The organism is Microcoleus sp. ARI1-B5, assembly GCF_036705795.1.
In the GTDB taxonomy this organism is placed as follows: domain Bacteria; phylum Cyanobacteriota; class Cyanobacteriia; order Cyanobacteriales; family Microcoleaceae; genus Microcoleus.
The window spans coordinates 77726-100342 of sequence record NZ_JAUBVK010000014.1 but is presented as its reverse complement, the minus strand read 5'-3'; the positions used below and the strand labels follow the sequence as shown (position 1 = coordinate 100342).

Here is a 22617-nt window from a genome sequence, read left to right as displayed (position 1 = left end):
CACATTGCCTGTAAACTGCCCATGATTTGGCCATTCAAGCCCCGCTACCGCAAACAAATCGCCCGCATCGAAGTCACCGGAGCCATCGCCGGAGAAACCCGCAAACGAGTTCTCGAAGCTCTCAAAACCGTTGAAGAACGCAAATTTCCCGCCTTGCTGCTGCGGGTAGACAGCCCCGGCGGTACAGTCGGCGATTCCCAGGAAATTTATAGCGCCCTCAAGCGTTTGGGCGAAAAAATCAAAATAGTCGCCAGTTTCGGCAATATTTCTGCTTCTGGCGGAGTTTACATCGGCATGGGAGCGCAACATATCGTTGCTAATCCCGGTACAATTACCGGCAGCATCGGCGTGATTATCCGGGGTAATAATATAGAACGGCTGTTAGAAAAAGTCGGCGTTTCTTTTCAGGTGATTAAATCTGGCCCGTATAAAGATATCTTGGCATTCGATCGACAATTGACCGATCCCGAACAGCAAATTCTGCAAGAGTTAATCGACACCAGCTACCTGCAATTCGTGGAAACCGTCGCCGCTTCCCGTTCGCTGGCAGTTGAAAACGTCAAAACTTTTGCCGACGGCCGCGTTTTTACCGGGCAGCAAGCCTTAGAATTGGGTTTGGTCGATCGGCTCGGAACCGAAGAGGACGCTCGCCGCTGGACAGCCGAACTCGCAGGCCTCGACCCGGAAAAAACCGAATGCTGCACGCTAGAAAAACAAAAACCTTTCCTAAATCGCGTCTTGGGGAGTAGTCTGGATACATCCGGGCTTTGGGCTTACAAAAATTTGCTCGAATTCGAGCTTTCTACTAGCGGTTTGCCGCTGTGGCTGTATCGCCCGTGATTAAATAAATTAGTCATTGGTTATTGGTTATTGGTTGTTGGTTATTGGTTATTGGTTGTTGGTTGTTGGTTATTGGTTGTTGGTTGTTGGTTATTGACAAACCAACAAATAACAAGTAACCCTTCGACTCCGCTCAGGGCAACGCAAATAACAAATAACAAGTAGCACAAATAACAAGTAACAAATAACAAATAACAAATAACCATTGACAACTAGCAACTGACAACTGACAAAAAAATGGAGAATATTTGCGTGGAGTGGCAAGTGCGGGCGATTCGCGGGGCAACAACTGCCAGCGAGAATTCGGTAGAAGCAATTCGAGAAGCGGTGAGAGAACTGTTAGATGAATTAGAAACAAGAAATAATTTAGATCCGGAATTAATGATTAGTGCTACTTTTTCTGTTACCCGCGATTTAGATGCTGTCTTTCCGGCTGCGATCGCCCGCGAACGCCCCCGCTGGTGCAATGTTCCTTTGTTGGACGTGCAGCAAATGCACGTCAATGGTTCTTTAGAACGCTGCATCCGCTTTTTGATTCACATCAATTGGCCGGCACACACAGAAATTTATCATCCTTATTTGCGCGGCGCTCAAAATTTGCGGCCCGATTGGAATTTAGCCGTCGCGGTTGCTGCGGAAAAATAAGAAAATCACTTTTTGCTTAATTCAAGAGTTAACCCACCAGCAATGGTGGGTTTATTTTTAACTGAGTTAGAAAAGAGGTAAAAACAAAATGAGTGATTGCAAAGGATGTAACTACTGCCAATATTTTCGAGCAGAGGGAACTTGTCCTGCCTTCGCTCCCGGTCTAATTCCCTTAATAATTGTTGACGGGCAAATCAAACACATTAAGCCTTTGCCAAATCCGAAAAACACAATTGTTTACGAGCCAACGGAACAACACATAATCTACAAGTATAGTCCTGATTGAGTATTGATGAAGTTGAGCGAATAGCTGCAATTGTTCGGGATTGCCACAGTCTGTTGTTAAGCCCAGATTTGCCGTAAATTCAAGGTAAATCCCGGCAACACATCTACCGAAATGGCTTGAGGTGCTGGCAAGACTTCAACTTCTCGATCGGGGCGATAAATTTCCACTTGTTGCTTTTTGCGGTTAATTAACAAACCCAGACGACAACCATTGTCGATATACTCTTGCATTTTGTCTTGAGTTTTTTTCAGGCTATCGCTTGGCGAAAGAATTTCAATCACAAAATCGGGACACAGCGGAATGAATTTTTCTCTTTGTTGTGCAGTCAAAGCCTCCCAACGAGATTTTTCGACCCAAGAGACATCGGGAGATCGATCGGCTTTGTTCGGTAGAGTAAACCCTGTGGATGAGTCGAAGACTTCGCCCAGTTGAGTTTGCTCGTTCCAGAGTGCCAGTTGTACAATCAGTTTGACGTTGCGTTTTCCCGTTTCTCCTCCTGTCGGCGGCATAACAATTAATTCTCCATTAGGGTTCCGTTCTAGTTTTAAATCTGGGTTTTCTTGACAGAGTAAATAAAACTGTTCTTCGGTAAGTTTGATAATTCGGTTGAGGTCGAGAGTGATTTGGGTCATGGCAATTGCGATCGGCTGACTTGAAATAGGCTTCTCCAGCAGATAGATTTATTTTAGCTTACCTTTTCCGGTTGGGATTTCCTGATATGGCAACTGCCAATAAAATTAAGATGTTCTCGTATTGCTGAAACTCTTGCGGGAAATTGATCCTTCACGCTTGACTTCTTCCCTTTTCCGTCTTCCGTCTTCCGTCTTCCTTCGCATAAAAAAACCGGCTTCTGGAAGAAACCGGGTTTTTTGTCAATCAGTGGCTTTCTTGTGATGCAGCCTAATCCCTAAAAAAATGTCATATATAAAACTCCAAAAGTCTTTTTTACCTTCCAATATTCCCAGACTTTGAGGAGAACCCTTTTCATCTAACAGCGGCTTCACAGCTTCGTAGGCTGGCTTGTAATTGTACCAAGGAATTGAAGGCCACAAATGATGAATCAGGTGATAGTTCTGCCCCAAAATTAAAATATTCAGAATCGGACTCGGATATACTCTGGCATTTTTCCAGCGATCGCGCTCGTGAAACGGACGGTGCGGCAAATAATCAAAAAATAACCCCAAGGCTAATCCCACCACCAAAGCAGGAGAAAACCAAAAATTCAGCACGTAACCTAAATGGTCGTGTTGAATGGCGATATAAACCACTCCGATTACAAACAAACGGCTGAAAAACCATTCCCAAAGTTCGTATTTCCGCCACAGTTTGCGCTTAAAAAAGAAAATCTCGTGGTAAAAAAACCTCGCCGCAATCAACCACAGAGGCCCACCCGTAGAAACATAATGGTCTGGATCGTTATCTGGGTCATTGACGTGGGCGTGATGCTGCATATGTACCCGCGTAAATACCGGGTATGCAAAGCCCAACATCAGCGCGCTACCGTGTCCCAAAATAGCGTTAATTGTACGATCGCGGTGCGCCGCATGGTGAGACGCATCGTGAATCACAGTTCCCGCCATGTGCAGCGCCAGCACGTTCAGCGAAAAACAACACCAATCCGGCCAGTCTCCGTACCAGTAACCTACAAAGGAAATCGCGATAATCGCTAATGCACTCAAAAACAGCAGCAGCGTCGGATTCAAGTCACCCGGAGGACTCAGAAACTCTTTCGGCACTGTCAGCGGCCGTTCTGCCTCCGACATCTTTGTTAACACTCCTTAATATTTCACACTTGCGTAGTATAAGATACAAGTCTCCCAATAGTAAAGTTTCGTGAAAAAACTGAGTTCGATCGCAAGACACTATCGTCTGCACAAGAAGCAAAGTATTGCAGCTCTGGAATGATACCAATGCTAGATTAGCCGCATAGCAGAGCAGCCCAACTCAAATAAATGGGTATATCTGTATTTATGTCAAGCCGGGGAGCGGAAATAATTTCAAAAAAAGCCGATCGCCAAGAAAAGATTACCGATCGGTAAAAAGTCAGATATTCTATATAGTGGTCAATGCCTGCTGTGTTGACCAATATCAAAATTTTTAAGAGTTGAGACTAGCGTCATTGCTTGTACTGAAAGATGAAACGTTAGCCGAAATTTAAACAAGAAATCCTCCAGCCACCCCATCTCAATTCATGCAACCGCCAAAAGCCCTACGCCGAACTAAAATTGTAGCCACCATTGGCCCTGCCACATCCGACCCAGAAGTGCTGCGGAACCTCATAGAAGCTGGTGCCACAACTTTGCGGCTCAACTTTTCCCACGGAACAGAAGAAGACCACGAGCGCAGCATTCGCTTAATCCGGCAAACCTCCTTTGAACTCAACCAGCCGGTCGCCATCCTCCAAGACCTTCAAGGCCCGAAAATTCGTTTAGGGCGCTTTGAAACAGGCTCTATAGTTGTCAAAAACGGCGATCCTTTCATTTTGACCAGCCGCCCGGTGGTCGGCACAGAGCTGATTTCCTCCGTCACCTACGAACCTCTAGCTTCGGAAGTCCCAGAAGGAGCAATGATTCTGCTCGACGACGGGAAAGTGGAAATGCGCGTCGAAAAAGTAGACCGCGCGGGCGGAGAACTTTACTGCCGCGTTGTCGTGGGCGGGCCGCTTTCCAACAACAAAGGCGTGAATTTTCCGGGAGTTTACCTGTCAATTAAGGCGCTGACCGATAAAGACCGCAAAGATTTAATGTTCGGCCTGGACCAAGGTGTCGATTGGGTGGCTCTGAGCTTCGTCCGCAATCCCCAGGATATGCTGGAAATTAAAGAGCTGATTGCCAGTGCGGGCAAGCAAGTACCGGTGATTGCTAAGATCGAAAAGCACGAGGCGATCGAACAAATGGAGGAAATTCTGACCCTTTGCAACGGCGTGATGGTCGCCCGCGGCGATTTGGGAGTGGAACTGCCCGCCGAAGACGTGCCGATTTTGCAAAAGCGGCTGATTGCAACTTCCAACCGCATGGGGATTCCGGTAATTACCGCTACCCAGATGCTCGACAGCATGGTCAGCAATCCCCGTCCCACCCGCGCCGAGATTTCCGACGTGGCCAACGCCATTCTCGACGGAACAGATGCGGTGATGCTCTCCAATGAAACCGCTGTCGGCAAATTTGCCGTCGAAGCGGTGGCGACGATGGCGAGAATTGCGGTGCGGATGGAGAGGGAAGGGATTAAGCGCAATATTAGAAATGTAGAAGATGTCGGTCGATCGATCCCCAACGGCATCAGCCAAGCAGTCAGCCAAATCTCCGAACAGTTGAACGCGGCCGCCATCATGACGCTGACCAAAACCGGCTCTACAGCGCGCAATGTCTCGAAGTTCCGACCAAAAACTCCAATTTTGGCAGTTACTCCCCACGTAGACGTAGCCCGACAACTGCAATTGGTATGGGGAGTCAAACCCTTGCTGGTGCTGGATTTGCCCTCCACAGGCCAGACATTTCAATCTGCCATGACTGTCGCCCAGGAAAAAGAGTTAGTGTGCGACGGAGATTTAGTGGTGATGACAGCCGGTACTCTGCAAGGGGTTGCCGGCTCGACGGATTTGATCAAAGTTGAAGTAGTGACAGCAGTTTTAGGCAAAGGCACCGGTGTCGGTTTGGGTTCGGTGAGCGGCATGGCCAGAGTTGCTCGCACTGCTGCGGATGTGGCGAATTTCCACGCAGGAGACATTTTGGTAGTAGAACGCACCAGCGCCGATTTTGTGGAGATGATTCGCAAAGCAGCAGGTGTGGTGACGGAGGAGGAAAGTTTGACTTCTCACGCCGCGATTATCGGTTTGCGCTTGGGCGTGCCGGTGATGGTGGGCGTGGACAATGCGATGCGGGTGATTCGGGACGGAACTATGCTGACGCTGGATATGCAGCGGGGTTTGGTTTATTCTGGGGCCAGAGGCGGCTCAACTGACGGGGAACTGGCCGTTTAACAAGTTTAGTCCTGTTCGTCTGCGGGGTCAAAAACCCGGTTTCTGCCTTAATGTCGATCGCTCACCAGCAAGATTTTGGGTAGAAGCCGGGTTTTTATAGCCAGCGTCCTCAAGTTCTGAGTTGTGGAGTTTTGAATTAAATTCTACAACTCATTGCTTTTTTCTTGAACTTGTGCTATAATCCAGAATTGTCTGTGCCGATGTAGCTCAGTGGTAGAGTAACCGATTCGTAATCGGTCGGTCGCGGGTTCAAATCCCGCCATCGGCTTTGGGTTTGAGCGATTTTTGCGAAACCGAAGCAATAAATTTAACCATTAATTAGGTTTGTACTCATTAATTAGGTTTGATCGTTCGGACTTTAGTCCTGATTAATTCCTTTTGTAATTGATTGAATAAAGCAATTTTTGCGACCAAAGTTATTAAAAAACACGGCAGTTTGCCCCCAATAAAATACGATCGCCCATAACTCCATCAAGTATCGATCGCGATCGCACTTGGGATTACTATAGTTTTGATAAAACTTTACAGAATCTCAACAAAAATCTCTGTAAAAATACCGTAGAATCAAGCTGGACATCGCAGCCAGTTAAGAAACAGCGAAAAATTTATGTGTCTGCAACCAGGAGATATCCTGCACCAACGTTACGAAATTGTCAGTGAATTAGGTCAGGGAGGGTTTGGGAGGACATATACAGCTATGGATTCAGACATACCCGAGGATCGCCTATTCGTGGTTAAGGAAATTAGGAAGCCAAGCGATCCGCGACTCTTGCCAGAAGCAAGGAATGGATTTGAAACAGAAGTTCGAGCTTTGCACCGATTGGGCGGACACCCGCATATTCCACAGTTATTCGATAGCTTTGAAGGAAATGACTATTTTTATTTAATTCAAGAATACATTGAAGGACATCCGCTCATGGAAGAATTCAATCCAAATACCCAATGGAGTGAAACGCAAGTAATTGATTTTTTGCAGGATATCTTGCCAGTTATCGCTTTTGTTCACGAACACAATGTCATTCACCGCGATATCACTCCTTCTAACTTGATTCGGCGTGATGATGGCAGAATAGTTCTGATTGATTTTGGAGCGGTAAAAGAAATCAGTTCCTTGGAAATAACTGATTCGGGACAAACTATAAGCAGAACTATTTATACCAGAGGATATGCACCTGCCGAACAATTGGTTGGCAATCCTCAACGTTGTAGCGATATTTATGCTGTGGGTATTGTTGCTATTGAAGGCCTAATTGGCTTGCGTCCTCCTCAAAATTTCATTATAAATTCTCCGCAGGACGATATTTTTTTGCACTACTCAAATTCCGCTCGATCTTTGATACAAATTAGCGACGACTTGAAAGCGATTTTAAACAGAATGGTGCGCTACAACTTCACGGAGCGCTATCAATGTGTTGCTGATGTTTTGGAGGATTTGAATTCGATCGCCACATTGCAGTCACCGCCGAAACCCAGTTGGTTTTATCGATTTTGTCGATTTTGCCGATCGCACTTTCGCCGACTGCTGCTGGGAATGGCTGGAATTATGGCTGGAATTGCGATCGGCCTTTTTCTCCACAACACTTTTACCCCAAAAACTTGCCTTTTAGTCCAAGGAGATGCTTTAAGCTGCGGCGAAGAATCTCTGCTTAAATCCTCAAACCCTCGATTAAAGCAAAATGGGATTAATGAATTTGGCAAATCAAATTATTGGCAAGCATTTAATTATTTTAAAAAGTCGTGGATTGAAGAAGAACGAAAAGACCCGGAAACTTTAATTTACATGAATAATGCCTTGTTAAAAGCTAAGAAAGCCGATTATTACACAATCGCTGCGATCGTTCCCGTTCGCACAAACGAACAAGGTAGAGCCGAGATCGATTTGCCAAAAGAAATCCTGCGGGGAGTTGCTCAAGCGCAAACGGAAATTAATTTTAAATTATTCAATTCTGAACTAGATCGCCATTTAAAAGATTTAGAATTACAAGAAAATCAAGCTATTAAAGGCAAAGGTTTACAAGTCATAATTGCCGATGATGCCAATTTGAAAGAAGACGCGATCGCCCGTGCTAATTCCCTAGTCAAACTCACAGGTGTTTTGGGTGCGATCGGTCACTACACTAACCAAATGACAGCCTATACAGTCGATATTTACAACCAAAATCATTTAGTATTAATTTCCCCAGGCAGTACGACGGAAGAAGTTGCAGAAAAACGCCGAGAATTTTTCTTTAGGACTGTGCCTCGGACAAAAGTTAGTGTTGAAGTATTCGTGAAATATCTGATTGAAAATCAAGGTCAAACCAAAATAGCTGGTTTCTATAACTCCAGCAGCGAATCCACTTCGACTTTTTGGGAAGAATTCAGAAAACAGTTTAGAGAACGGGGAGGAACTATTGCAAATATCACCGAATTCGATCTATCTAAAAGCGACTTGGACGTTAAAAAAGCTATCCAAGAAGTTAGGAAAACAGGGGAAACAGAAAAAACAACGATTGTTTTAAGTCCGAGTCACGACCCGATCGCAGTCAAGAATGCGATGGCACTTTTCCAAGCCAATCTAGACCGCAATTGGGTTGTCGGCACCGGGGGAATATACGGTCAAAAAATCTTAGAAGCTGCCAGTCAGTTACCGTCTTTTGATAAATTCGCAGCAGCAGTTTCTTGGCATCCTTTAAATTCTCCAAACCGCAAATTTCTTGAGGATAGCCGTCAGCTTTGGAAAGGAGATGTCAGTCACCGAACTGCGTTAACCTACGATGCGGCAAAGACGCTGATTCAAGCCATAGAAAAGCAGCAGCAACCCAGCCGCGAAGGGATGCAACAAATTATTGCTAATCCAGATTTTAGCGCCACCGGAGCCACGGGAACGATTCAGTTTGACGAAACGGGCGAACGCAAAAATTTTAGTCCTAAATTAGTGCATATTGTCAAGTGTTCTAATCAGCAGTTTGGGGTGACTTTTGTGCCGATCGAATTTCCGACAGCCGCAGCGGCGGGTTTAAAGTGCGATTGAGGGGGAGAAGGAAGTTCGGCAACGGATTCTGTAACGGATGTAACGGATGGAAGAAAGAAGTTCGGCAACGGATTCTGTAACGGATGTAACGGATGGAAGAAGGAAGAAGGAAGAAGGAAGAAAGGACTACAGTCCTCACTACAAACCTAATTAACCGTTTGTAGTGAGGACTTTAGTCCTTCTTCTATTTAGTTCGGGGGGCGGGGGAGGCGAAAACTTAGGGGGCTGAGGATTTGATTGAGGGCGCGCAGTTGTTCGGCGGTGCCCAAACAAATTAGCATATCTCCTCCTTCGATCGCAGTTTCTCCGGTTGGCCCCACAATCAAAGTCCCGCCAGCGCGCCGCACTGCTAATACTAAGGCCCCGGATTGCGATCGCAATTTGGCATTTCTCAAAGTTTGTCCGACGTAAACACAACTATTCGGATCTACCAGAAATTCTTCCATGTAAAAAGAACTTTCTGTGCCCGTCAATACGCCGTCTAAAAAATCCATCACCTGAGGGCGCAAAGCCGCCGCAGCCATCCGTTTTCCCCCCGTAATGTAGGGGGATACGACGGCATCGGCGCCGCCCCGCTGCAACTTCTTTACGGCTTCTTCTGTGGTGGCGCGGGCGATCGCCCGTACCTTCGGATTCAGAGTTTTTGCCGACAGCACAGTGTATAAATTCTCGGCATCCGACGGCAAAGCTGCTACTATGCAAATTGCGCGATCGATCCCCACACTCAGCAAAATTTCGTCCAGAGTCGCGTCTCCCTGCACCGCCGTGTACCCCAGCGCCAAAGCTGCCTGAACCGACTGTAGCGCCGAATCTACAACTACAAAAGGAATATTTTCCGCCTCAAATTCCAAAGCAATCTGACGCCCCGTGCGCCCAAAACCGCAGAGAATGTAATGCCCGATCGAAGAATCTACCAAACGCCGCTGCTGCCTAATTCTTGCTCCTTCTTGAAAATAGCCTTGAATCAGCGCTTCTGTAAAGCGGTTGACGATGAAACCAATCACCATCACGCCCATCAAAATCAGGCACATGGTAAACATTCGCCCGCGTCTGCCGAGGGGGTGAATTTCGCCGTAACCCACAGTTGCTAAGGTAAATACTGTCATGTAAGCGGCATCCAGCAGAGACCATTTTTCCACCTGCCAATACCAGAGAGTACCCGTGCAGAAAATGCCGCCAAGGGCGATGATGCCGCCCGTTAACTGTGTTTGCAGGCGCTGGTACTTTTGCTCTAGAGTTGAATACACCGATCGCCCTGACCTATTATTTATTAGCTGCTACCAAATTTAAGCATATCAAGAGTTACGCAAAAACCCGGTTCCTTCCTAGATACTTGGCTCCCCAACTCAAGATTTTCACTCTTATACAAGTTTCCAAAAAGAATGCAACTGCAAGCACGCGATCCAAAACCTTATGCAGTCAGTAATCTCAAATCTCAAATCTCAAATCTCAAATCTAAAATGGACTGACTGACTGAGTTCCAATCCCGTCGCAGAGGTGGCGATTGCTGGAATTGGCGATCGCATTTGTCTGAAAATAATTGCGGGCCCGATTGCAGCCCTGCACCAACAAATCGTCAAGATTAAGATTCCACAGCATCACCGTACCGTCAGCACTAGCACTAGCGATCGCCTTGCCATCTGGACTAAAACTCGCACTCCAAACAGCAGCCTTGTTACCTTTTAAAGTTTTGAGCAATGTACCGTCAATATTCCACAGCCTCAGCATTTTGTCTGTGCTTGCAGAGAGCAACATTTGACTGTCTGGACTAAAGCTGATATTTGTCAATCCACTTGAATGTTGTAAAATACTCAGCGGTGTGCCGTCTTTGCTCCAAATTCTCGCAGTTCCCCCAGCACTTGCAGCCGCCAGCACTGCTCCGTCGGGACTGAAACTTACACTCACAATTCTATCACTACCAATCTGTAAACTTCTGAGCAACTTGATATCGCTACTTTCCTGAATAGACTGCTGTTTTTGCAATTTTCTCACAACCTTTGTCAAACTCCAAAGTTTAACAGTGCCATCAGTACCAGCCGCAGCAAGCATCTGACCGTCATGGCTCAAACTCAGGCTGGTTATCCCACCTTGCTCCCATTGAAAACTTGACAATTCTTGACCGTTGATTTGCCAGACTTTAACAGTTCCATCGGCACTTGCTGAAGCAATTATTTTACCATCTGGACTCAAACAGACGCTGGTTACTTGAGCGCTGTGTCCTTTTATATCGTGAATCAATTTCCCGTTGGTTTGCCAAACTTTCACAGTTTTATCGTCGCTGGCGGAGACAATTATCTGACCGCTCGGATTGAAGATTGCACTTGTAATTTTATCCGTATGCCCTGTCAATGTTGCTTGCAAAGTTCCATTAGTTTGCCAAACTTTGATAGAATTGTCATCGGTAGCTGTAGCCATTATTTGACTGTCTGGGCTGAAACTCGCGAAAGCAAGGGTACTGGCTTGACTCTGCAAGCGGCGGCGTTCCCGAAAGCTGTAAACTGCCTGTTCTAGGGCGATCGCCACTCGCATCTGAATATCTGAACTCACTCCGAGCGATCGCTTCATTTCAGTAACAGCCCTAATGCTTTCTAACAGAGCTTCCTCTTTTTTGTCACCAGCAAATAGCGTTTCTGATAGTACAGTGAGAGTCATAATTTTGTTATTTGTTTCTTCGATTGACGGTTTAACCCAAAATGCTACAATCAGGATTGATATTAAGATTGCTGCGGCCCCTGTAAGAATTTCTAGTCTCAGTTGTTGCTCGCGCCATAACTTAGCTTGAGTAACTTTTTTCTGTTTTTGTGCTTCGGCTAGTTCCTCTAGTAACTTTTTTTCGCGGCGCAGTTGTTCGATTTCAGCTTGAGTTTGTTTTTCGCGATCGCGCAATTTTGCAAATTCCGCTTCTTGACTCGCACCTAAAAATTGATAATCTTGGGTGCTCAAGCTTTTATTGGCCGCCCACTGTCGGGCATCTTCCAGTGCTTGACCGCGCAACAAGCGAGATTCGTCTTGACAATTTGTAGCTATCCATGCTGTTAGGGATTCAGCATAGGGGCGCAAGTCGCCGAGTGCTTTTTCTACCCAGTTATGGCTGAATATAGCTGCGTAAATGCGGTTGGATACGGTTAATTTTCCGGCTCGTTTTACTACTAATCCGCTCAGCCGCAATTCGGTTTGTTCGGGAGTATCATCCGCCCAGATTCCCCCACCCCCCCTTAACAACGGTAATTCTGGCATTTTCTCGCCCCAGATTAAGGGGGGTTGGGGGGGATCGCAGGGTGGCAATATTTTTTGATATAGTCCTAATAACCTACTGGCGCGGTGCTGACTTCTGAGAAGACGCTCGCGAATTGTTTTGATGTGTACTGGTTCATCGGATGATTCCCAATTCTCAATAATATGAGATTGCACTATCTCGCTAATTAATAATTGATTTGTCGTAAAAACTTCAGTTTTGCTTTCATCAGTTGAGTCTGATATAATAGAACCCGAAGCTAAGCTTTTTACATGGTGCAAAATCAGCTTGCAAAGCTTTTGAGTCAGAAATGGCTGCCCTCCCGTCCAGTCCAAAATCTCTTTTAAAACCTCTTGAGGATTGTCTACTTTTCCCTCAAACCCCTTTGCTAAAGCCAGAGCTTCCTGTAACTTAAAACCGTGCAATTCAATAGCTAAACCGATATTAAAGGGCGTGCGAGTTGCATCGCTAATTAAATCCGATGGCGTAGCTACTCCCAGCAAAGCAAATGTAATGCGCTGGTATTCTGAATTGTGAGCGCGTTTGTTGTAGCAACCTCTAATTAGGGCAAAAAAATCGTCTAGCGGTTCTTGGAAACTCAGAACGCTATCAATTTCATCAATAAAAATGACCAGGTTTTGAGAAATTTTGACCAGCAGCAACTCTTCAATTAACTCTCCTAAGCGCTGCACCGGTGGCATCAACTCTCTCTCCCGCCACCAAGTCATAAACTCGACGGGGTTAAATAGGTTGAAACTGCACAAAAGCTTGTAAGCGACGCCGCCGTACCACTTATCCAGAGAGACTTGCTGGCTGCCAATGTCCGAAAGGTCGATCGTAGCACAAGCAATTCCTTCAGCCGAGAGCTTTTGTACGGTGCGCACCAGCAAGCTGGATTTGCCCATTTGTCGGGAATTGAGCACGTAACAAAACTCTCCAGCTTTGAGGGCTTGATAAAGTTCTGAGTCAGCTTGACGCACTACATAAGTAGGTGCATCTTGCGGGAGACTGCCGCCGATTTGATAGTGATATGTGCTTTTCATTTCTTCTAATTTGTTTAACCGAGTAATCATGTCATGCTATTAAGAAAAAAGCCTTTCAGCTAAATTGAGTTTTTTTCCACCCCACTGACAGGAAAGCTTGCCATTCTTGAACGTGGGGTTGTATTGTTTAATGCGATCGGGCGAGATGTATTCTTCTCTATGCTCGCAGACTATTTCGATTGTTTTTGGCTGGCTATTATTGTTATTGGGAGTGACAAAAACGCCACCTATATAGGCAGTGGTAAACCCATCGTGAGGGTCAGTAGCGTAGCTAAATGTAGCTTGAGAGCTAGTGTCAATCCAGACTCGATGAATAAAGTCGAACTCATCTATTTTTTCTTCTGGAATGTTAAGTTTTAGCTCTGACAAAGAACTGGCAAAACTACGAGTTTGGGAATAACGCTCTTGTTGAGCGCGGTTAATGGTTAGAATAAAGTTGTCCGCATCCATCCCAGATGTCTGAGGGCCACACAAGGGAATGCCAAATTTAAGAACTGGATCGGCTGGGCGAGTTTGACCGGGAGAGTTCGCTTCACAGATAGCTCGGATGGGTATTATTTTATCTTTCCTTATTTGGGATATAGTATCAGCTAGGGGAACTAAGAAAACTCCTCCAACGTAGCTTTTCAGTTTGTCATTACGAGATATGGCATAGTAGAATATAGCTTGGTCAGTCCTACGATTAGAGAAGGTATAGTCTTCTGTTTGTTTCGTAAGACTACGATCAGTTTTTAACTCATCATCAGACAGATAAAAAACCCATTTATCTTGATAGTATCGTTGCTGATTGTGGCAGAGAGATTGAACCTGAAATTTACCTGAATTCTGGCGATTGGCAACAGCTTTTTTATCGGAATAAAAGGAGAAAGTCGGCAGGCTAATCCCTAGAGAAACAAGCACCACAAGCGACCAACTACACACTCGTAAAGAAGAGCTACGCCGCTGTGATTTTTGTTGAATATTCGTGCTAAGCTCATGACCAGTAAAGTGCTTTTTCTCGACTAGATATAATAGTAACTCTAGTAAAATATTTACTTGTCGTGCTAGTTTTTTAGCAGCTTTTGTCCAGAGCCATAATAAAATTATTATAGATGAAATTACAGGAAGAAGGCCGTTATCAGGTGGTAATATTGCCCCTGTAATCATTAAAAAGTTTAGGGTTAAACCATAACTTAAAGTCAAAGTAACTATTATAAAAAATATCAGAATAATTGTGCTATATGTCAGCTTACCAAACTCATCAATGGATAAGTTAATGATGGCACGAAAACCTATGGTTAATATTAGCCATAATTTTTTGCAGAATTGATCAATTTTTTTTTTCAATAGCATGATGTTGTTCCTGTCAGGGTGTTGTTCTCAGAGTGTTGATCTAATTGATCGGTGTTGTTTGCTTGTACTGAATATGTGAAAAGAAAGCTGGATTCTTAAAATAATTATCAGCCACATTGGTAACTCTACCGAATTTTTCCGCCTAAAGTCCCTATTTTATCACGGCTGTTGTCCCACTACCGCAAACTAATTTATTATTTTGTATTGTTGGGGATAGCGGTGTAGCTGTACCGGGTTTGTCAGCCCGACACAGGATGGTTTTTGTTGTTATTTCATCCTGGGCATTATTGGGCTTAATTCCTATTACAAATACACCCCCTGTATAACTTCTAAGTTTCTCATTTTTGGAGACTCCATAATTAAATGCAACTTGCTTAGTTGCGCTAACTGAATACTTGAAATTTGTTGTCTCCGTTCTAATGCCAATTCCCAAAGCATCAACAGAAGCGCTAAACGCACCCTTCTCTGCAAAATGGGCTTGCTGTGCCTTATTCATTGAGCCAACATACCGTTTTGGTTCCGGTTCAGCCCCGCCTTTTATGACGGGAGGATAAAGAAATGATGGCAGATACATTATTGCAGGAACTACCCCAATGAACATTAAAACCAACAATAATCCGCAACCGCCATTAGTTGAATTGCTAGTTGATTCTGAGTTTCTAGTCATGGCTTTATTTCCTTAAATTGAGAAAATTATTAAATTAATAAGTCCCTTGCACAAATTCTACTACTTAGAGTGTTTTAATCGGGGCGATAGCATTTTTTTCCTAACTAGCTAGCTAGATCGCCTCAGCTTCGACTGATCCCTAATCTCGCACTTTTTAGGCTTCTTTCTGAGCGCAAAATGTCAACGACATAAGTAGGTGCATTTTGCGGGAGACTGCCGCCGATTTGATATTGGTAATCGACTGTCATTATCTAGCCTCTAGTTATAACTTTGTGGCATTTCCATGGTGCCTGTAGCACAAGCAATTTTACCATTTTGATAAGTTGGTTCTGGTGGTTTAATTGTACCAGCAGAATCAGCTCCGCACAATATCGATGTGGTCGTTATTTGATTTTTAGAAGAATTTGACTCAACTTTTGTAGCAGGAATTACAAAAACTCCACCGACAAAGCTTTTAAGATCTTTATGCTTTGAGACTCCATAATTAAATGTTGCTTTTTTTGTTGTATGGTGGGAATATTTGTAATTTTCTGTCTCGGTTTTAATAATGCGAATTCCTAAAGCCTTAACAGAAGTGCTAAAAACACTTTTTTCGGCAAAATAGGCTGGCTGACGTTTGTTGATTAAGCTAATATAATCTCTGGGTTCCCATTGCTTGTTGATCCTAACCCTAGCCTGAAAGGGTGGCATAGCTATCGAAAGAAATCCTCCAATCACGATTAAAAGCACTAACCATCGACAACCATTAGATTCAATGCTAGCTGATTTATAATTTTGTTGACTCATAGTTTTGTATCCTCTCTGTTTGTAGTAAAGACTTTAGTGTGGTAAATCTCAATTGAATGCCGATTTGATAGTGGTAATCGACCTGTCATTATTTTGCCTTTAGCTGGACTATATTTTCAAATCTTTTGTGCCTTTAGCACAAGCAACTTTGCCACTTTGATAAATTGGTTCGGCTGGTTTAAGTGTACCAGGAGAATCAGCTTCGCACAAGATGGATGCTGTTGTGATTTTATCTTTGGCAGCCTTGGTATCGACTTTTTTTGCAGGAAGTACAAAAACAGCGCCGATATAACTTTTTAGTTTGGATTCCTGGGATACTCCATAACTAAATGTTGCTTGCTTGGTGGTTCTAATTGAATATTTGTAGTTTTTTGTTTCAGTTCTAATGCCAATATTTAATGCTTCAACTGAATTATAAAAACTACCTTTTTTGGCAAATTGGGCTTGTTGAGCTTTGTCGATCGCTCTAATATACTGTTTTGCTTCAGTTTGCTTTGCTTTTGTGTTGCTGGTCAATAATTCGGGAAGAACTAAAACACCAATTGTTGAGGCAAGAAATATTAAAATAACTAAACATCCACAACCAGCATTAATAGGTAAATTGCTATCTGAATTATAACTTTGTTGACTCATGGTATTTTATCCTCTGTGTTTGTAGTAAGGACTTTAGTCCTGAAAAGCTTAATTAAATTCAGGGAGGCAGATCCTCTGAATCTGCATTCCCAGGAAGAGCCTGGGAACGAGGAGAATCATCTCTAAGCTCGCATTTTTGGTGTCTCTTTCCGCTCAAAGGATGTCGGCTGAATCACTTTACTGCCGATCGCAAAATCGCGCAATTCCACCCTGGTAAACTTCACACCCCACGGATCTGTGGTTGTATCCAGCTCCTCCACTAAAGCATTATTAATCTCATTGCGAGCTGTGTAAAGCTCCTCCACAGATAATTTAGCAATGTGAGTCCGAATTGAAAGAATCAGCATATTTAACATCGCTTCCTTGAGATTCTGCACCTTGTAGGAAGCTTTTTCTAAGTCAATTATGCGCCAGTACACAATAAAATCAACAGTGATAGCAACCCGCTCGCGCGTGGTGCATTCTTGCGGTGGCAGGTTTAAAATTTGCTCGCGCAGAGTTTGCTTGTAGGCGACTTGCTCGACAAAGGGAATCAGAAATGTCAAACCAGGTTCGAGTTTTTTGCGATCGTACTTTCCGAAAATTTCAACTAAGGCTTCATCTCCTTGACGGACGATTTTCACGCTGCTGGCTAAGGATACTCCGGTGATGGCAAACAACACCATCAAAAAATACTGATACATAGTGAATCTCCTAAACAGTTGACAGTTGACAGTTGACAGTTGACAGTTGACAGTTGATAGTTGACAGTTGATTTCTTAGTCTCGCGTTGCGCGGACGAAAGTTTGTGTAGACGCGATTTCAAGATCCGATCGAGGAGCTAACAAACCCGGATTTAGCCGTTGATGTGAATTAATCTGTCAGGTACAACAATCAGCGTGTTACCTTCGCGGCGCAAAACGTAAACTTTTTGCCTGGGTGCGATCGCCCCTTGGGCATCTTCATTGCGAGCTTTCCACGAAGCACCTTCATAAATCACCATTCCAGTTTCTCCGGGGAAAATTTCTGAGATAGTTGTGGCTTCGGTTGCTTCGGGAATCACAAACTTTTTGCGCACAATGAAAATCGGTCGAATCCAGATGCTCAGCGCGAGGGCTATGCCCATCCAGTAGAATATCTGCCAGTCAAAATCTTCATACATTACCATTGTCCAATCAAACTGGAAGGCGATCGCTCCTCTCCACAAAACAAAGGATTCGATTACAGATGCAGCTCCCATCATCAGCACATAATATCTGTATTTTTGCGGCTGAGTTTTGATGATTAATAGCTCGATCGCACCGAGCACTGATCCGAGGAGCAACCAAAATATCGGCGGTGTCAAGGCAAAACGTGGTTGATTAGTTGCTGATGCCAGCGACCAAAGTATGATAGAGTACATCAGAATTCACCTCCTTTTGACAGTGCTGAACCTTGTTATTTCTAATCAAATCAGGCGGTTATTTTAGTTGGCGACTGAGTTATTTGAGAATTCATCGACTTTTCATCGACTTTTTATCGACTTTAGGACTGCTGTCATTTATGATGGTTTCAGTGTTTCGATCGCGATAAGCAATGCCACGATCGCTAAGGGTACGCGAAGAGTGCATTCGTGCAGTTAAATCCTGTCTCCTGAGAAATGGCTTTCCCAGTCAGAAAATTCTCGCTGAGGATTTAGGGATGGCCCAATCTACTGTCAGTCATTTTCTGAATGGCAAACCTGTGGATTATGCCAATTTCATCGAAATTTGTCGGGGATTGGGGCAGGAATGGCGGGATTTAGCCGATTTTGAGGCGAATTCAGAGCCGGATGAGGTACGGGTTGTGAGGGCAAAAGTGGCGATCCTCTTCGAGGGCAACGCTTGCGCGCGATCGACTCCCAGCCACATTTTTTCCCAGCAGTTGCACCAAGCTTTGAGTGCCGCGGGCCACGAAGTATTTTTAATTAACAACAGCAGCGACTCACGCTCATATTTAAAACTTTCCGATTATTTGCTGCTGCTGATTTCCGAAGAATATGCCGTCAGCGAAATGGTATTAGAACAAGTGCAGCTAGCAAAACAATTGCATAATATCACTGCTCAAAAACCTGCTATTTTACCGATTTGCGTTGAATTAAATACACCGCTTTCCTTTGATTTGCTCAGTTATTTACAAGGAATTCAGCCCTGGATGTGGCGCTGTCCTGACGACACATCAAAGTTATTATCAGAAATTTTAACCACCATCAAACAAGGTCGCACCTCGTTAACTGCCAACCATGAATTAGCCGTAAATAAAAGCGAAATTAATAGCACAAAACAGTCAATAATTCAACCCCTGCCAGCAGCCGCGCCAGAATTGCCGGGAGGACAAGTAGAACTGGCTTCTCGTTTTTATGTCGATCGCCCTCCCATCGAATCCCGCTGTTACGAAACCATCGCCCAACCGGGAGCCCTGATCCGCATCAAAGCACCCAGACAGATGGGCAAAACTTCTTTAATGGCGAGAATTTTGCATCGCGCCGAAGAGCAAGGTTCTCGCACGGTAGCCTTGAGTTTTCAGCTAGCAAATAGGAGAATATTCGCTAATTCCGATACATTTTTGCAGTGGTTTTGTGCTAGCATCGGTCAAGAGTTGGGAATGCTGGAGCAGTTGCCGAAGTGTTGGGAATTAGCCGATATGATTGGCAGCAATCAGTGCTGCAAGGCTTATTTTGAACAGTGTTTACTGTCTGAATCGTCACCGCCTCTGACCTTAGGTTTGGATGAGAGCGATCGCCTGTTTGAATCCCCGGAAATTGCCGATGATTTTTTTGGGTTGTTGCGCGCTTTGCACGAAGAAGCAAAACGGCGAGATATTTGGAAAAAGTTTCGTTTGATCGTGGTACATTCCACGGAAGTTTACATCCCGCTGGATGTGAATAAATCGCCGTTTAATGTCGGATTGCCGATTGAATTGTCGGAGTTTAATTCGCAGCAAGTGCATGAGTTAGCAGCGCGACACAAGCTGAATTGGAGTGCGACAGAAGTTGCAGAATTAATGGCGTTAGTGGGAGGACATCCCTATTTAGTGAGGCTGGCTATGTATCGCATTGTTTGTCAAGATGTGACTTTAAATCAATTGGTGAAATCCGGGACAACGGAAACAGGAATTTACAGCGACCATTTGCGCAGGCATTTGTGGAATTTAGAAAAATATCCCGATTTAAAGGAGGCGATGAGAGAGGTTGCGAGCGTGTCAAAACCCGTCAGATTGAGGTCGGAATTAGCCTTTAAATTAAACAGTATGGGGTTGGTGAAACAGGATGGTAATTATTGCAGTGCGAGATGCAGTTTGTATGAGGAGTATTTTCGCGATCGCCTAGAATGCAAATAATCCTTATGTAGCCGGTCGCCAAATCCACAATGACTGCAAATTCGGGAAATGCCAGCGGCGAAACTCGATCGCCCCGCCAAAACCTGAGCATTAAACTGTAACCGTTAACAGTCGGCTGGCGGTAAACTTCCAAGCAGTTTTCCTGTAAATTGACACTCCATACTTCCTGAATTTGCGATCGAGCATAAATAGGAAGTTTCACGTCTCTGTCATAATCTATGGAACTGTCAGCTACTTCTATTAACAGTAAAACTTCCGATGGGACGGGATGTGCGGTTGAATAGTAATCGGCGCGAGGTTGCAGCAATATTATATCGGGTTGCGGTTCTGTGCGATCGCTCAACTGGACGGGGTTCTGTACGTCGAAAACAGCCAAATTTTCGGGAATTTGGCTGCAAAGTCTGGCTAAGCGCCTCACGGAGGAAGCGTGACGAGTTCCAATTGCTGCCATTTGAACAAGTTCTCCTTCTATCAGTTCTACGCGATCGCCCTCTGAAAGAATCCCAGCTTTACTCATCTGATGGTATTCTTCTACTGTGAAAAGTCTTTTGAGCAACTGCACAGCCATAACTTACCGTTCCTCTAGTTTTTGGTTCCATTCTAGTTGATGGAAACACAGCTATATTAACAGGGGTTATAAAAATTTATAACTTGGGTGGGGATTTTTATTGACGAACCGCTTGCGTCGCGAAGGACACGAAGGAAGAGGAAAGAAGAGGAGAGAAGAAGGGTAAGTTAAAAATATCTATCAATAGAAAGGTGTATCCGGCTGAGTGATTCGGTATCTTGAAAATAAGTAGCCAGAATCTTCAGCAATCTGCAAGGGTTGGCTGTTTTGGCAGGCAGCACAATAATCTGAGTTAGCATAACTTGATTCCATGCAAAACACCTTAGAGATACTTTCTTCTTCAGAGTCGCCGAGTCTTCCGAAAAAGCAACCCGCACTCCCAAATTACGACGCAGCCGATCGCCAATTTGTCAATTTGCTAGAGGTGGACGATTTAGACAAGACGGTGGCGGCAAAACCGTTACTTGTTAGCGATTTTGAAAGCGCGATCGCCTTTGCCCTGCGATCGGCATATCAAGAAGATGGCGACAACGAGGCCGCGCACCGCTTTTTGCAGCGCGTACTGTACCGCATCAACCGCCTTAACTTGTTTTGGTACGACGATTTGCGCCGCTACAACAACGAACGATCGCACTATTTGCGTTCTGTGCGCGATCGCATCGAAGAACCTTGGCAGCAGTGGGAAACCGCCCAAATCGACGTTGCAGCGCTGCAAAACATTGAGGATGTCAAGCAAGCACTGCGCGATCGCGCGGCCGCCGATGTCGATCCAGAGCTCACTGAAATGGATCGCTACCTGCGAGAACAGATGACTGAAGGGGGATACAGACACCTGCTGGCGATCGCCTCCTTCGACGGTTTAGTGGAAGCCAGCCGCGTTTCTCGCATCATCGGCGGTGCCGGCAACGAAATTCAGTCAACGCTGACGCGGGTGCTGATCGAAGAATACGGCGGCGGTCGCTTACCCCGCAAGCACTCGACCTATTTTGCCCAAATGCTGGCAGAATTCGGGATGAGCACGGAACCGGAGGCGTATTTCGATTTGGTACCTTGGCAAGTGCTCGCAAGCATCAACCACAACTTCCTGCTTACCGAACGCAAGCGCCATTTTCTGCGCTACAACGGCGGACTCACTTATTTTGAGGTGGCTGGACCCGTCGCTTACCGCAATTATCTAGCCGCCGCGCAGCGTCTGGGCCTCTCGCAGGCTGCGATGGGTTATTGGGAACTGCACATCCGAGAAGACGAACGTCACGGGCGCTGGATGCTTGATGAGGTGGCGATCCCGCTGGCTGACAGGTACCCGGATGAGGCCTGGGAATTGGTGTTGGGCTACGATCAGGAGAAGTCGATCGGCGATCGGGCTGCTGCTGCTGTAGTGCGATCGATCCAAGCCGCAGAACAAAATTAAACCGCTATCTCGCGCGGGTGCGTCAGAGACTGGCGCACCCTACCAAGGCTTTATGTTACAAAGCAGTCAATAACTGAATTAGCTCGATCGACAAATCTCTGGGCGACTTTTGCTGCTTCTGAAACAAAACTCCCGCCAGCAGATAGATATTTTCCGAATAAAAAGCCATGCCCTGTTTTCGGAGATTGGCGATCGCGCTTTTCACCTTGGACTCGGAACTGTAATAGCCAAAAGTTAAAGGTGCAATCTCAAAATTCGCAACCGAGTAGCCTCGTTCCAAAGCATAATCCATCAAACCCACAGGATTAGAATAGCTAGAAACCATCAGCAAAACTTGGTCGCAGCCCAAAGATAAAAGTTTCTTAGCAATTGTCGAACCATCAGTCCCGCCGTGCAACAGCGGCTGGTAAATCTTATCATCCGCCGCCGGCAAGTAAGGCGGATTTGAGATTACACAATCCGCCGACTCGTATAAAGGCGAATCAAAAAAAGAGCAATTGTGGACAGTGTATTGTTCGCTCAGTTCGTATTGCTTAATTTGAGACTGAGCAATTTTCCAAGCTACATTATTTAGCTCAAATCCCTGTATTGTTCCGTCAAAATCGGTTCTCAGCAAAGACTTAATAACTGGACTTCCCTCTCCCGAACCAAACTCTACGATAAGTCGAGAATTGTCGCTAGCATTTAACACTAAACTTTCCAAGCAGTGCGCGTAAAAATCCGATTCTTCCGGGCAGTGAAATACCTGTTTTAGAGGATGGGATGAAGTCAGCATAAATTCTGTAACAAAGTTGACTGTTTTCTTAAACTTATCGAATAAGTAATAGTGCAGCCATCTGTCGC

General features: G+C 45.0%; 18 protein-coding genes and 1 tRNA gene. 7 read left to right on the top strand and 12 right to left on the bottom strand.

From position 1 onward, the window contains the following. Window positions 1-21 precede the first annotated feature (21 nt). Both sppA and aroH read left to right on the top strand, forming a co-directional pair. On the top strand, window positions 22-840 hold the full coding sequence (gene sppA, locus QUB63_RS20335; protein ID WP_332947091.1) for a signal peptide peptidase SppA: 819 nt from the start codon (window positions 22-24) through the stop codon (window positions 838-840). Between the two features lie 237 nt (window positions 841-1077). Beyond that, window positions 1078-1485: a chorismate mutase gene (aroH, locus tag QUB63_RS20330; RefSeq protein WP_332947090.1), complete on the top strand. Its 408-nt coding sequence runs from the start codon at window positions 1078-1080 to the stop codon at window positions 1483-1485. 342 nt (window positions 1486-1827) lie between these two features. Here aroH and QUB63_RS20325 read toward each other — a convergent pair whose 3' ends face one another. Together QUB63_RS20325 and crtR are read right to left on the bottom strand one after the other, a co-directional pair. Then, the gene (locus tag QUB63_RS20325; protein WP_332947089.1) at window positions 1828-2403 is read right to left on the bottom strand and encodes a Uma2 family endonuclease; all 576 of its coding nucleotides are present in this window, start codon (window positions 2401-2403) and stop codon (window positions 1828-1830) included. A gap of 240 nt (window positions 2404-2643) precedes the next feature. Next, entirely contained in the window at window positions 2644-3534 is an 891-nt protein-coding gene (gene crtR / locus QUB63_RS20320; protein ID WP_332947176.1) for a beta-carotene hydroxylase, read from the bottom strand. A 428-nt stretch (window positions 3535-3962) separates the two neighbouring features. Between crtR and pyk the strand changes: the two genes are divergently transcribed. The 3 genes from pyk (at window position 3963) to QUB63_RS20305 (ending at window position 8763) form a co-directional block, all read left to right on the top strand. Continuing rightward, the gene (pyk, locus tag QUB63_RS20315) at window positions 3963-5750 is read left to right on the top strand and encodes a pyruvate kinase (RefSeq protein ID WP_332947088.1); all 1788 of its coding nucleotides are present in this window, start codon (window positions 3963-3965) and stop codon (window positions 5748-5750) included. A 196-nt stretch (window positions 5751-5946) separates the two neighbouring features. Beyond that, a tRNA-Thr gene (locus QUB63_RS20310) sits at window positions 5947-6018 on the top strand. Between the two features lie 339 nt (window positions 6019-6357). Next, entirely contained in the window at window positions 6358-8763 is a 2406-nt protein-coding gene (locus QUB63_RS20305) for a bifunctional serine/threonine-protein kinase/ABC transporter substrate-binding protein (RefSeq protein WP_332947087.1), read from the top strand. A 188-nt stretch (window positions 8764-8951) separates the two neighbouring features. Here QUB63_RS20305 and QUB63_RS20300 read toward each other — a convergent pair whose 3' ends face one another. From QUB63_RS20300 to QUB63_RS20265, 8 genes are all read right to left on the bottom strand, one after another. Then, window positions 8952-10010 (bottom strand): potassium channel family protein, encoded by a 1059-nt coding sequence (locus QUB63_RS20300; RefSeq protein ID WP_332947086.1) that lies wholly within the window; start codon window positions 10008-10010, stop codon window positions 8952-8954. A 208-nt stretch (window positions 10011-10218) separates the two neighbouring features. Then, on the bottom strand, window positions 10219-13041 hold the full coding sequence (locus tag QUB63_RS20295) for an AAA-like domain-containing protein (protein ID WP_332947085.1): 2823 nt from the start codon (window positions 13039-13041) through the stop codon (window positions 10219-10221). A 39-nt stretch (window positions 13042-13080) separates the two neighbouring features. Then, window positions 13081-14373 (bottom strand): type IV pilin-like G/H family protein, encoded by a 1293-nt coding sequence (locus QUB63_RS20290; protein ID WP_332947084.1) that lies wholly within the window; start codon window positions 14371-14373, stop codon window positions 13081-13083. Window positions 14374-14524: 151 nt separating this feature from the next. Beyond that, window positions 14525-15040, bottom strand: coding sequence for a type IV pilin-like G/H family protein (locus QUB63_RS20285; protein ID WP_332947083.1), 516 nt, complete (start codon window positions 15038-15040; stop codon window positions 14525-14527). Window positions 15041-15298: 258 nt separating this feature from the next. Beyond that, the gene (locus tag QUB63_RS20280; RefSeq protein WP_332947082.1) at window positions 15299-15826 is read right to left on the bottom strand and encodes a type IV pilin-like G/H family protein; all 528 of its coding nucleotides are present in this window, start codon (window positions 15824-15826) and stop codon (window positions 15299-15301) included. A 108-nt stretch (window positions 15827-15934) separates the two neighbouring features. After that, the gene (locus QUB63_RS20275; protein WP_332947080.1) at window positions 15935-16459 is read right to left on the bottom strand and encodes a type IV pilin-like G/H family protein; all 525 of its coding nucleotides are present in this window, start codon (window positions 16457-16459) and stop codon (window positions 15935-15937) included. 122 nt (window positions 16460-16581) lie between these two features. Continuing rightward, window positions 16582-17142 (bottom strand): SPFH domain-containing protein, encoded by a 561-nt coding sequence (locus QUB63_RS20270; protein ID WP_332947079.1) that lies wholly within the window; start codon window positions 17140-17142, stop codon window positions 16582-16584. Between the two features lie 152 nt (window positions 17143-17294). Beyond that, complete coding sequence (locus QUB63_RS20265) at window positions 17295-17840, bottom strand: NfeD family protein (RefSeq protein WP_332947078.1); 546 nt, start codon at window positions 17838-17840, stop codon at window positions 17295-17297. A gap of 173 nt (window positions 17841-18013) precedes the next feature. Between QUB63_RS20265 and QUB63_RS20260 the strand changes: the two genes are divergently transcribed. Beyond that, a complete protein-coding gene (locus QUB63_RS20260; protein ID WP_332947077.1) occupies window positions 18014-19795 on the top strand; it encodes an AAA-like domain-containing protein in 1782 nt (593 codons plus the stop codon). On the opposite strand, the gene QUB63_RS20255 is transcribed toward QUB63_RS20260, so the two are convergent. After that, on the bottom strand, window positions 19692-20363 hold the full coding sequence (locus QUB63_RS20255) for a Uma2 family endonuclease (RefSeq protein WP_332947076.1): 672 nt from the start codon (window positions 20361-20363) through the stop codon (window positions 19692-19694). The genes QUB63_RS20260 and QUB63_RS20255 overlap by 104 nt on opposite strands. 310 nt (window positions 20364-20673) lie before the next feature. Here QUB63_RS20255 and QUB63_RS20250 point away from each other — a divergent pair, with 310 nt between their 5' ends. Continuing rightward, window positions 20674-21774 (top strand): iron-containing redox enzyme family protein, encoded by a 1101-nt coding sequence (locus QUB63_RS20250; protein WP_332947074.1) that lies wholly within the window; start codon window positions 20674-20676, stop codon window positions 21772-21774. Between the two features lie 55 nt (window positions 21775-21829). On the opposite strand, the gene QUB63_RS20245 is transcribed toward QUB63_RS20250, so the two are convergent. Further along, the gene (locus tag QUB63_RS20245; protein WP_332947073.1) at window positions 21830-22549 is read right to left on the bottom strand and encodes an SAM-dependent methyltransferase; all 720 of its coding nucleotides are present in this window, start codon (window positions 22547-22549) and stop codon (window positions 21830-21832) included. Window positions 22550-22617 lie beyond the last annotated feature (68 nt).